Origin of the sequence: Siphonobacter curvatus (assembly GCF_002943425.1) — a bacterium.
In the GTDB taxonomy this organism is placed as follows: domain Bacteria; phylum Bacteroidota; class Bacteroidia; order Cytophagales; family Spirosomataceae; genus Siphonobacter; species Siphonobacter curvatus.
Map to the genome: position 1 here is coordinate 352,318 of NZ_PTRA01000004.1, position 12,528 is coordinate 364,845.

The window sequence follows — 12,528 nt, forward strand, 5'->3', positions numbered from 1 at the left end:
GGAATTCCGGCATGGGATGCCCCGCATGGAATGCGATACGGACAGGGATCGGGTTTAGGCCGTCCGTGAGGGTATTAGGTTGCATTTAACAACTAATACCTTTCAAAAGATGTCAGAAGAAGCAAACCTCTCCCGCCCATGAGCCATTCCATGGTGGCAACGGAGTAACCTGTCTCGCCCATTCCATGGTGGGACCAATGCGGTGGCCTGAGGCTAAGCCAGGCAGTTACGGAGAGGTCCAGCCTGGAAGGTTCATGGGCTACCGAACAGCCCCATCTGAATACCAAACCCAGTCTAGGTATATAACGCACTTATTTCAAACCCATTCACAAACCACTCAAAATCTCCCTACAGTAACCCCAAATCTGTCACTAACCCATCCAGACTTTTAAGGTTGTTTTTTTGTACATATTCCGCTAATCCGTCTTCTCCTTTTTTCTCAGCCCATTGAAAATGAATGTCGCGTTCGCCGACGTAATCGTACAGGGGTACGCCAAAACCGCAGGAAGTCTGTACCAAATCGATGTCGGCGACAATCAGCTGACGCGTACTGGGATAAATCGTAAACTGCGGAGTAAGGCTTTCCCACTCCTCAGTGCCGGGCAATACGGCGTGACCTTTGCCGTACAGTTTGAGGATCAGCGGGGAGCCTTCAAACGAGCAGAACATGAAGGTAATACGTCCGTTTTCCAGGGTATGGGCGGAGGTTTCGTTGCCGCTACTGATCAAATCCATGTAGGCCACCTGGTTTTCGGATAGTACGCGAAAACAATCCAGTCCTTTCGGTGAAAGATTAACCCGGCCATCACCGCTCAAAGGTGCGGTGGCGACGAAGAAAATATGTTGTTTTTTGATAAATGCCTGCTGTGCATCAGGAATCACGGAATAGAATTTGCCCATAATCTTGAATAAGAAAAGCCCGAAACGATACGTGGCAAAAGTAGTATTCTTTTGCCACGTATTGCTTTCTCATCTGCTCCTGATTTACTTCTTGCCGAACCAGCCTTTGACTTTATCCATGAAGTTAGACTCTTTTTTCTTGGGTTCTTCGCCAATCAGGAATCCGTACGGTTTCAACGGCTCAATATGATCGCAGATAATCTTGACGATACCCAGTAGCGGCAAGGCCAGAATCATGCCCGGTATGCCCCAGACGGTTTCGCCCACGACGATAATAAAGATGGTAAATAACGGGTTGATATTTACGCCACTGCCCACGATGAGCGGTTCGAGCAAATAGGTTTGGATAAACTGTACCAGGGCGTAGACGATGACAATCCCGATAATTGCGTTGCTATCCCCGCTCTGAGCCAGCGTGATGAGAATGGTTAAGCCCGTCCCCATTAGGTTGCCGACAAATGGAATGATTTCAAGGATACCGCATAGGATCGCCAGAAAGATCGCGTGTTTAACTCCTACGATGCTAAAGCCAATTCCGTAGAGTACCCACAGCATGACAATCATACTGGCCAGCCCCATGAGGTATTTCTGAGCCACTTCGCTGGTTTTGGAGATGATGGTACGGGCTTCGAACTGATCGTCAGCGGGTGTTAGTTTGAGGATGAATGTTTTAATATGTCCCCGAAACAGCATCAACAAAAACAGGTACACCAGCATCAGTATGGTATCCACGGCCATTCCCATGACTCCATTTAGCACACCCGTCACCACGGAAGAAAGCTGTCCTGAACTGGACGACTGCTGTTCTTTCAACATCTGCTCTTGCTTCTTAGCATCAATTCCCAAGGTCTGACTGACGTATTGTTTGGCCTTACTGACCATATCGGTAATCTTCTGATCAATGCCGCTCATGTCTTTGATGAGATCGGACAGTTGCCACTGAATCAGAAAGGCCAGTCCGGCAATGACCAGCAGAAAGATAAAAATACAAAGCAGGGCGGCGGGTCCCCGACTCATCCCCTTTCGTTCAAAGCGGGTACTGAGCGGCAGAAACAGCATAGCCAGTAACCCGGCAATGACCAGCGGCACCAGCACGGGTTTAGCCAGGAATAAAGCTCCAAACAGAAGAAATAGAAAAATCAGAAAGCGGGTGGGCTTTACGAGTGCTTGCATCGGACAATACGGTTGAAGGTAAAAAAATAAACTGCTAGAAAACAGTGCCAGCGGTTCATTCCAGCCGGATGATCACACCCGCATGTTTATCCAGCGTTAGGGAATTATCTTTCCACTGCCCTTCCAGACTGGTAGAAGTAGCCAGCTCCACGTGCCCTTTGAACGCATACGCTCCCGTGTGAACGTAAACGGGTTCATCACTCAGATTCAGGGCAACCAGGAAGTGATCCCGCCCTTGCCAGCGACGAGCATAGAGCAAGGCCTGCTCATTGGAAAATACCGGAATGTACACGCCGCTGTGCAGAGCCGGTTCGCGTTGTCGCAGAGTGATCAGTTGTTTGTACAGCCAAAGAATCGAATCCGGATCCTGTTGCTGCGTTTCTACGTCACTTTCAAACGTACTGGCTCTGATCCAGGGCGTTACTTCACTGAAACCACCGTAGATACTGGCATTCCAGAGCATATTCGTCCGAACGGAATCACGCATGAAGTACTGGCGTTCTTTCACCAGCGGCTGCGGGTCTTTTCGTTCGGCTACCGGGATTTCGGTCTGGGTCATGCCGATTTCATCGCCGTAATACAGCGTGGGCGTTCCCCGAAGCGTCAGTACTAACATCGCCGCTACGCGGGCCTGAGGGGCTCCTACCCGACTGGCGATGCGTCGCTGATCGTGGTTGGCCATCACCCAGTTGGGCCAGGCCTGCGGAGGTAGTAGCCCTTCGTACTCATCAATGGCTCGGGCGATTTCACTACTCTTCCAGGGTAACACCAGCAATCGGCTATTCATGGACAGGTGAGCCCCTTCGCCCTGGATACCGTGATAAAATACAGTTTCAGGCGTAGGCAGATTCACTTCCACGAGCATTAACCGTTCCTCGTATGCGTCGATTAAATCCCGCATCTTGCGAACAATGTCATAGATTTCCGGCTGATGGGCCGAATACGCCGTTTGCAATTGTTCATCTTCCGGCATATCAGGCGTAAAAGCGGCGTTACGCGGATTATCCCGCCAGTGTTCATCTTTAATGAGGTGCCAGAAGGCATCGATGCGAAAACCATCGGCTCCGCGATCCAGCCAGAATCGCATGATCCGGAGCATTTCCTGCTGTACTTCCGGATTCCGCCAATTCAAATCCGGCTGACGTTTCCCGAAGGCATGGTAGTAGTATTTTCCAACAGCAGGCTCCCATTCCCAGGCCGCTCCACCGAATTCGCTAAGCCAGTTGTTCGGCGGATACTGATTGGCCCGGGGTTCTTTCCAGATATACCAATCATGTTTCGGATTTTCGCGGGAAGAGCGGGATTCCTTAAACCAGGGATGTTCGTCAGAGGTATGGTTGGGCACTAAATCCAGAATTATTTTCAGTTGACGCTGATGAGCTTCTGCTACCAGTGCCTCAAAATCGGCAAACGTGCCTGCTTCGGGATCGATGGCCGTATAGTCCGAAACGTCATAGCCAAAATCATAGTGGGGCGAAGGATAGAACGGCGATAACCAAAGGGCCGTAACACCCAGCCATTGGAAGTAATCCAGTCGCTGAATCAGGCCTCGTAGATCGCCTACCCCATCGGCGTTACTATCCTGAAAAGATTTGATGTATACCTGATAAATAATTCCCCGTTGCCACCAACGTTGCGTAGTCGAGCTGTTTTCCATAGCTGATTCAAAGAGTCCCGCAATGGGTGAGAAACGTGCTTGTATCAGGGAAACGATCAGAAGACCATTCTGTTTATACGTTGTACTTTTTCTAAAAAAACACAACCGCCGAAATCACCTTGAGGTGATTTCGGCGGTTCGTAGGGTATTCTTTATACGCTACATTGAAAGTTGTTCGAACTCCTCATCGGATAGTTCAATATCGGCGGCCTTCAGGTTTTCCTGCAAGTGCTCAATGGAACTGGTACCGGGAATGAGCAGAATATTCGGTGCACGTTTCAGCAACCAGGCCAGGGCAATCTGGGCCGTGGTAGCCTGATGAGCTTCAGCAATCTGCTGAATTTTATCCTTCAATTTATCCGGGCCGGATGCCAGCGGAAACCAGGGGATGAAGGCCATACCCCGTTCCACGGTATAGTCGAGTACGGATTCCCATTGCCGGTTGCCGAGGTTATACAGGTTCTGCACGGACACGATCGGTACTACTTTTTCAGCTTGTTCAATCTGTTTGACATCTACTTCACTCAGGCCCACGTACTTGATTTTACCAGCTTTGACGGCTTCGGCTACCGGAGCCAGCGTCTCTTCGACGGGGATTTTAGGGTCAAAGCGGTGCAACTGCCAGAGATCGATGGTATCGACGTTGAGCCGTTGTAAACTTCCTTCGATATTTTCCTGAATGTATTTGGGATCGCCGTTGGGTACCCACTTGTTGGGTCCCGGGCGGTTAAAGCCCCCTTTGGTCGCGATCACCAGACCGGAGGCATAGGGTTGCAGGGCTTCGGCAATCAGGGTTTCGTTGTATTTAGGTCCGTAGGCTTCGGCCGTATCAATGAAGTTGACACCCCCAGCCACGGCGGCCTGAAGTACTTTTTTTGCATTTTCGCGGTCGGCTACTTCGCCAAACACACCAAAGCCGGTGAGTTGCATGGCTCCGTATCCCAGACGGTTGATCGTCAGATCTCCGCCCAAATCATAAGTCAGGGAATTGGTTTGTGTTGACATGGTCATTCATTGGTTTCAAACGAAAATCTTCATAAGAATCTCATGCCATGCGTGGTGACTAAGGTTTAACAAAGGTCAATCATTTGACCAGTACCGCTTTTAGTAAAACCAAAGGCCTTTGTATGAAGATCAAAGGTTTGTGCCCCTATTTGATGAAGTTGACCCCTTCAGGGTTGGACAGGCTACTCCCGAAGGGGTTCAATACTTTATAATCCCATAGGCAATACGGGAAACAAGGGTGCGAGACGAAGGCAAATGCCTAAAAAATAAACTACGCCATCGTCTGCCGCTGCAACTGGTGTGAACTGCGGCGGAACTCGGCGGGCGTGATTCCCGTATTTTTCTTAAAAAACAGACTAAAGTTCGGCTGATCGGCAAACCCGATGCTATAGCCGATATCCTGTAAATTCCAGTTCGTCTGGAGTAAAAGCGATTTCGCTTCTTCGAGCAATCGATTTCGAATGTGCGTACTCACGTTCTGCCCCGTGTATTTTTTGAGTAAGGCATTCAGGTAGTTAGGGTGCACCGAAAGATTGGCCGCGAACTCCTTCGCCGTTTTGATGGCAATGGGTTGCGTATAATTGATATGAGCCGTTTCCTTCTCTAGTAAATGGAAAAACTCGTGCACGTGTTTGTACTCTTCCGACACGTGATTCGGCTCGGGAAAATCAGCGATTCGGGCACATTCAATCATCACTAGTTGCAAGTATGCCTGAATGACATCTTCGTTGAGTTTCTGGCCGGACCGCTCCTCTTCCAGCATGCGTTGAAACAGTGGATTCAGAACGGCCACCTGTTGCGGATTCAATCGGATAACGCTCTTTTTCTTGTCGAGAAACAGGGTGTACTTGTCCAGCGTAGCTTTCAGTAGCGGGTGATGATCGAGCAGCGTCTTTTGAAAGTTACAGGAATAGCCGCCCGCGTTACACGAGCGTTTTTGCCAGGAAATGATATCACTAGGGTGAATAAAAATAATGGTCGGGTCATCCAGATAATAGGTATGCGTACCAATGGTCAGCACGCCCGATCCCTCAGTAACTAAGAGGATTTTATAAAATTCCCGACGGTTGGGAGACAGGTAATTCCGGCAGGGATTTTCAGCCCGGTTAATAATCCGGACGGGTAAGGTCTGAAAGTTGTCCCGAATCACGGGTATCAACTCCGGCACATCCCGTAAAGTATCAATGGTTCGCGTATCCAGGGTTTTGTGTTCCATCGGCGATAGGGAAAAGGTCAGGATGAGGTAAAACGGGTATTCGAAAATCCGAAGATTTTAGGGGAATTTCAGCCCTGCCGCTGAAATAGCTTCAGTAGCAAACGTCTGATAAAGGTTTGAACGGAAAAAGGAAAATGAAAAGTTTCCGCCTTCGGGAAATTCTGTAGGTTATTGGTAACAGAACCTTTATTTAAAAGCCAGAGCGTGTACCGTTCTACTTCATGTCTATGAAACAAACCAAAGTTCTGCATTAAGAGTAAAGGCTGCTATTGCGAACCATACCGCTTGCAATAACCAGTAATGACTAGACTCTTCGTTTTCTGTATTTCAATCATAAAGGACATTTTGTCCATTTTACATAAAACACTAACTTTCAGGTAATTAACAAAAAAAATAACTTCCCAAAAGTGAAGCAACTTTTAGGAAGTTAGAGTTAAACACTATGCTTTAATTGATTTTCAGAATTTTACCCCACTCATACTCTATTCTAAGTAAAGACGAAGGGATACATCTACCTAAACATCAGCAATTAACTAATTAAAGAAAATAGTACCAGTAAGCAGCACGGATCGTTAAATGACTACTGCTTATTTCGCCCCTTTCACTTGCATGTCCATCGTATATACCGCTTCGGAAGCCGTGATGAACAGGGTACGGCGATCTTTTCCACCGAAACACACATTTCCTACCCAACCCGCCGGTACCGGAATAGTCTGGATCAGCGTTCCCTGCGGATTATACACCCTGACACCCTTACCCGTCAGATAGATGTTTCCCCGTTCATCGATAGTCATGCCATCGGACCCCTGAGCCGTAAACAGCCGTCGATTGTTCAATCGTCCATCGGCAGCAATATCGTACTGGTACGTTTTATTCGCCTGAATGTCCGCCACGTATAGATGTTTTCCATCGGGTGTTCCAATGATTCCGTTGGGTTTTACTACCGTACTATCCACTAATTGAGCTTCTTTTTTTCCCTTGGGCAGGAAGTAGACGTACTGTCCCGGCAGTTCAGGCTTTTTTCGCTCCCAGTAATCCCGCTGGTAATAAGGATCGGTGAAGTAAAGATCCCCTTTGGGCGTAATCCACAAATCGTTAGGACCATTCAATCGTTTTCCGGGTTCACGGGTCAGTAGTACCGTCACTTTTTTGTCCGGACTAATGGACCAGATCTCATTATTTTCATCCGCACAGGAAATCAGATTCCCCTTAGCATCGAAATACAGTCCATTCGAGCGACCCGTTTTATCCATGAACAAGGAAAGTTTACCTTCCGTATCCACCTTCCATATCTTATCGTTGGGTTGATCCGTGAAATACACATTCCCTTTTTTATCGGCGGCGGGGCCTTCCGTAAAGCTGAACTGTTTAGCAACCAGTTTCAAGGCGGCACCCGGACTCGTTACGGAATCAGCCCGCGGGCTGATTTGACTAAACCCCGGAATTCCGGCCAGCATCAGTACGGCAAGCATTCGTTTCATATGGTAGCGTTTATGGTTAGACTTCTTGTGAATGTATAAAAAAAACGGTGAGCTCTTAAATGTCGCAATCTCACCCGCTGAATGCCGGACTTACACACCTCGTTCTAGCCAAGGCTACATTACTTTTGTATTGATCATCGCACCTAAAGGATGAACATCCAGGAACTTCTTCAGAACCAGCAGCAAATGACGTAGAATTTCGTTGGGAGCTACTTCTTTTTTATCGGGTCCCTACGCAACGGCATACGTATCTGTTAAAAAAGATTCAGCAGGGCCTGTAAAAGGCCAGCAATCTTACGCATTAAACGGCATATTCTTACCCGTACTATTCTCTTCCGTTCACCTCTCATTCAATTACGATGAAACCGAAAACGATCAATCTATGGTACTGGACTCTGACCGTTCCCTTTGCCCTTCTGATGTTCATGGATGGCATAGGCGGCCTGATGCGAGCCGAAGCCGGTCAGGAAGTCATGCGGCATCTGGGCTACCCCTTGTACGTGCTCAGTATTTTTGGAATGGCCAAAGTACTCGGAGCGATTGGCCTCATCCAGCCCTGGTATCCCACGCTGAAGGAATGGGCCTTTGCGGGCTTCACCATCAATTTTATCGGAGCAGCAGCTTCCCGGGCGTATGTAGGTGATGCTATGTCGCTTATACTGATGCCCCTGGTGATGCTTGCTTTGCTGTTGGGTTTGTATGTTCTGGGAAAAAAGCGGGACCGTATGCGGGGAAAGTCGCTTGAACTAAGGTATTCGACTGACATGCGTAAACTCGCTTAATCCTATTAAACACAAACGGCAGGGGTTTCCCTGCCGTTTGTTGCGGATTCTATTGAACATTACCTATTAAAATGTAGTGATTCCAGTTTAAAACCGCCTTTATCTACGTACACCCGCAGGGTATTTACACCCCGATTCAGCCGAATGGACTGAGTGGGTGTTAAGCTCCAAGCTTCGCCCTGGTTTCCCAGCGGCATTGCTTTTACGACGCGTTTGCCATTGACGTCTACTGAAAGTGTTCCACCGGGTGAAGCCACCCGAAAAGACAGTTGATACGTACCCGCTTTTTCGGCCTGAACTGTATACTGCAACCATTCGCCCGCTTCGCTATGACTGATGTAGTATCGGTCTCCTTCCCGTTCAATATCCACACCGTCGTTGCGGTACTGGCGACCCCGGTTGCCGACGGTATTGACGCCGGGTGTGTAATGATAGCTGGCGGAGTCCGTATCGAAGTACGCGGACCGCTGACGACCCAGATCGAAATCCACGGCTTTAATCACCGTATTTTTCCTGAGTTGATGGGTGGCAAAAGGTCGCGTCTGGCTGGACTGTACCTGTCTAAATAGGGCGTCCACTACATCTGGATGAAAGCGGTTATTCTCCAGTTTGAGATTTTCCAGCAATTCATTCAGAATTCGTTCGGCTTCCGCAGCGGAAGGTTTCGCTCCCTTACCGGACCAGTACGCCAGGAGTTGTTCATAACCCGGCGTAACTTTGATTTCCAGGGGATTGTTGATTCCCATCTTCTTTTCCTGCCACCAGCACCAGCCGATGTCGTGGCGTTCCATCAGGCTAATGGCATCCGTGAACCAGGTATTCGAATTTTCCCCCGACTCACCCAGCCAGATGGGCACTTTATAAGTATCCCGCAGCGTAAGAAACTTCTGAATGGCTTCCTGATTATTGAAGTTTCCGTACTTGTGAAAACTCAGGGCCATGTTGGAATCCCAGGTGGGTAGAATACCTTCGTAGTTATTACCGAACCCGTTGCCTTCGATGATGATCAGGTGATTTTTATCCACTTCACGAATGGCCTGCGTAATCTCGACCATCAGTTTCCGTAACGGAATATTCTTCTTCTCGGCCGTACCCCGGACGTCTTTCGGATCTTCGAAGCCCCAGTTGGGTTCGTTGATGATGTCATACCCGCCAATCCAGGGATGGTTTGCGTACCGCTCGGCCAGCTTCCGCCACAGGGCTATGGTTTTTTGCTGATTCGCTTTGCTCTGCCACAGGGAAGGTTTACTTGGGTCGCGGTCCGAAATGGCCAGGTCATTGCCCTGTCCACCCGGCGTAGCGTGCAAGTCGAGAATCAGGTAGACCTGATTAGCCTCACACCAGTTCAGCAGGCTGTCCGTTAGAGCAAAGCCCGTTTCCAGCCAGGTATGCTGACCAGTCACCGGCTCCTGCTCCGTCGGTAAGGTATAGAGGTTGTAGTGCATCGGCAGCCGGATGGAATTGAATCCCCAGGCAGCCATGGAATCAATGTCAATTTTTCGGGTATGGTTGTTGAGCCAGCGGGCGTAAAAGGCTTCCGTCTTCTCCGGTCCGATAAGCTCGCTGATAGCGGCTTTGATACGGTACTGTTGCCCCAGGTTACTCAACCGGAACATGTACCCTTCCTGCAGCATCCATCCCCCCAACCCCATCCCCCGCAGGATGATCTTTTTGCCCGCTCGATCAACCAGTTGGGTACCCTGGGCTTTCAAATACCCCTGACCACTGGCTGTTAGTGAGCACAAAGTCGCCAGTGCCACTCCAACGAGCAGCCGTATTCTTTTTCTAAAAATCATTGGTTCAATGGTAAAACAGGCGGTAGAGGCTACGCTTTATTTTTCGATCATTTTATAGACGCGGACGTAATCCACTTCCATCGCCGCCGGAAAAATAGTGGGATCAACGCCCTTGGCACCGCCCCAGTCGCCACCGACGGCTACGTTGAGCAGGAGATGAAAACGTTTATCGAACGGCCATACGGCGGAACCTTTGCCTTCGTTGACAAATTCGAAGATGAACTCGTCGTCAATGTACCCACGGATGGCGTAGGGCGTCCAGTCCACGCGGTATCGGTGAAAATCCTCCGTAGCCCGGTCGATGGTACGGGTAGCCGTTTTTTGAGTGTTTATTTTGAAGTAGTACGCCAGGGTATGCGTCGTAATGTGAACTACATTGGGGTCGTATCCCACGTGTTCCATGATGTCGATTTCGCCCGAATTTGGCCAGCCGCCGTAGGCCCAGTCGGTGGGTAACATCCAGATGGCAGGCCAGGTACCTCGTCCCGCCGGAAGCTTGGCGTTGATCTCAAAACGTCCGTACAGAAAATCGCCCTTGCCTTTACTCACCAGTCGAGCCGAGGTGTAGTCTTTCCCTTCCTTACTTTCCTTGCGGGCCGTAATGGTCAGTTTTCCGTTGGCGACGCGGGCATTGTTTTCGCTATCCGTGTAGTACTGTAGCTCGTTGTTACCCCAGCCACTACCGCCCAGATCGTAGCCCCATTTCTTGGCATCGGGTAATCCCGTGTAGTCAAATTCATCTGCCCAAACCGGCGTTTTTTCAAAAGTCCAGCTCAGGTCCTTGGGACCGCTGGTGACCGGTGGAGCCGGACTGACCGGCGTTTTCTGACCCGAACAAGCCCCAAAGCTGAGAGCGAGTAAGGCGGTACAGGAAACCGTTAACAATTTCATACGCAAGGTTCAATAAATCAGCGGAGACTAAAATGCCTCCGCCGATTGTCCGATTATTTCGTTCCGCCCCACTCTTTATTCTGCTCGATCTTGGTGTTCTCCATTTCCAATAATGGAATCGGCAATACCTCATTTCGGCCCGCAACAAAGCCTTTAGAGGCCAGTACTTTCGCCGCCGTACCCCAGCGAACCAGGTCAAACCAGCGGTGGCCTTCGCCAGCCAATTCCACCCGACGCTCCCGCATGATGTTGTCAAGCGTTGCCGGTACGCGGTGCAGGTTGTCCTGATAGGCCCGATCGCGTACGGCGTTCAGCAGAGCCGCCGCCCGTACCTGGTCTCCGCCGCCCCGAACCAGTGCTTCGGCTTCCATCAGGTAGGTATCGGCCAGACGGATTTCGTAGATGTTCTGGGGGTAATTCAATTCGGGTGCACCCGCTCCCGTCGGCCGATCTGCCTGACGAGCCGCGAGTTTGTTTAGGAAATACCCCGTGTTCATGTACCCTTTTTCGTAACTCGCAATACCGTTTTTCTCCAGACTGTCTAAGTTAGCAATCGTTGCCTGATTACGCGGATCAAAATGAATGGCATTGAACAAATCCGGCGTCACCACCAGGAAGCTCCAACCCGATACGTAATCCGGAGCACCTTCTTTCAGGGGCTTGTAGCCCCGGGGACCAATCATGATGTTTAGCACGTTTCCTTCGGTACAGGAGATACAATCCCAGGTTCCGGCGGAAGTATTGGTGAATGAAATCTCAAAAATGGACTCGCTGTTGAATTTATTCTTGGTTTTGAACAGATCGCCGAAATTGCTCAACAGCTTGTACCCATACGTATTCGCACCGCCGGGCGTACCATTTACCAGAGCCAGCTCTTGAGCGGCCTGACCAAATTTTTCCTGCTGCAGATATACCTTCCCAAGCAGAGCATGGGCGGCTCCCTGCGTAGCCCGACCCGCTTCCGTAGCCACGGGTACCGTGACGGGTAGAACGGCCATGGCCTCGGTTAAATCCTGTTCAATTTGCTTGTAGACATCGGCCGGAGGAGCCTGTAGTACATCGTACATCTCACTCGTAGAAACGGTCTTCGTCAGCAAGGGAACATTCTTGAAGAGCCGTACCAGATCGAAATAGAAGTACGCCCGCAAAAACTTGGCTTCCGCTGCGTAGCGGTTTTTCAGGTTTTCGTCCATGGGCACGCTGGGTAACTTTTGCAGCAGCGTGTTGGCCCGGAATACGCCCGAAAATCCTTTCCGCCAGAGTTCACCCTGCGGGCCTACTGCTGGCGTCAGCGTGTAGTTGGAAAATACCTGGTAATCGGTTACGTCGCTCGGACCACCACCACCGGCATAATGATCATCGGAAGCGGCATTGACGGCTCCCACTTTCGTGACATAACCGCCCCCCTGCCATCCGACAACGTCATACACTGCCACCAGCCCGTTAAAGGCTTCCTGCTGATTCCGGTAATAGTTGGTTTCCAGATCGGTACCGCGAGGTTTTACTTCCAGGAAGCTGTCCGAACAGGAACTTAAGAAGAGCAAACCCGCCGTTAGGAGTACGCCCAGTGATCTATAATTTCGTTTCATGTGTTTACAAAAAGAAGGGAATGTCGCCGGAGATTTCT

At 49.9% G+C, this 12,528-nt stretch carries 10 protein-coding genes; 1 reads left to right on the plus strand and 9 read right to left on the minus strand.

Translation table 11 applies throughout. The features are described from left to right. Nucleotides 1-348 precede the first annotated feature (348 nt). From C5O19_RS20015 to C5O19_RS20045, 6 genes are all read right to left on the minus strand, one after another. On the minus strand, nt 349-900 hold the full coding sequence (locus tag C5O19_RS20015; protein ID WP_104715152.1) for a pyridoxamine 5'-phosphate oxidase family protein: 552 nt from the start codon (nt 898-900) through the stop codon (nt 349-351). 84 nt (nt 901-984) lie between these two features. Continuing rightward, complete coding sequence (locus C5O19_RS20020) at nt 985-2,073, minus strand: AI-2E family transporter (protein ID WP_104715153.1); 1,089 nt, start codon at nt 2,071-2,073, stop codon at nt 985-987. Nucleotides 2,074-2,128: 55 nt separating this feature from the next. Beyond that, a complete protein-coding gene (locus tag C5O19_RS20025; protein WP_104715199.1) occupies nt 2,129-3,730 on the minus strand; it encodes an alpha-amylase family glycosyl hydrolase in 1,602 nt (533 codons plus the stop codon). Nucleotides 3,731-3,889: 159 nt separating this feature from the next. Then, a complete protein-coding gene (locus C5O19_RS20030; RefSeq protein WP_104715154.1) occupies nt 3,890-4,735 on the minus strand; it encodes an aldo/keto reductase in 846 nt (281 codons plus the stop codon). A 271-nt stretch (nt 4,736-5,006) separates the two neighbouring features. Continuing rightward, complete coding sequence (locus C5O19_RS20035; RefSeq protein WP_104715155.1) at nt 5,007-5,951, minus strand: AraC family transcriptional regulator; 945 nt, start codon at nt 5,949-5,951, stop codon at nt 5,007-5,009. A gap of 587 nt (nt 5,952-6,538) precedes the next feature. Further along, on the minus strand, nt 6,539-7,408 hold the full coding sequence (locus tag C5O19_RS20045) for an SMP-30/gluconolactonase/LRE family protein (RefSeq protein ID WP_243406457.1): 870 nt from the start codon (nt 7,406-7,408) through the stop codon (nt 6,539-6,541). A 383-nt stretch (nt 7,409-7,791) separates the two neighbouring features. On the opposite strand from C5O19_RS20045, the gene C5O19_RS20050 reads away from it, so the two are divergent. Further along, entirely contained in the window at nt 7,792-8,214 is a 423-nt protein-coding gene (locus C5O19_RS20050; RefSeq protein ID WP_094814418.1) for a DoxX family protein, read from the plus strand. 59 nt (nt 8,215-8,273) lie between these two features. On the opposite strand, the gene C5O19_RS20055 is transcribed toward C5O19_RS20050, so the two are convergent. Genes C5O19_RS20055 through C5O19_RS20065 form a run of 3 tightly spaced genes read right to left on the minus strand, consistent with a single transcriptional unit; the run spans nt 8,274 to nt 12,490 of the window. Next, nucleotides 8,274-10,010, minus strand: a complete 1,737-nt coding sequence (locus C5O19_RS20055) for a cellulase family glycosylhydrolase (protein WP_104715158.1) — start codon at nt 10,008-10,010, stop codon at nt 8,274-8,276. Between the two features lie 36 nt (nt 10,011-10,046). Beyond that, on the minus strand, nt 10,047-10,901 hold the full coding sequence (locus C5O19_RS20060; RefSeq protein WP_104715159.1) for a glycoside hydrolase family 16 protein: 855 nt from the start codon (nt 10,899-10,901) through the stop codon (nt 10,047-10,049). A 53-nt stretch (nt 10,902-10,954) separates the two neighbouring features. Further along, on the minus strand, nt 10,955-12,490 hold the full coding sequence (locus tag C5O19_RS20065; protein ID WP_104715160.1) for a RagB/SusD family nutrient uptake outer membrane protein: 1,536 nt from the start codon (nt 12,488-12,490) through the stop codon (nt 10,955-10,957). Nucleotides 12,491-12,528: the final 38 nt, after the last annotated feature.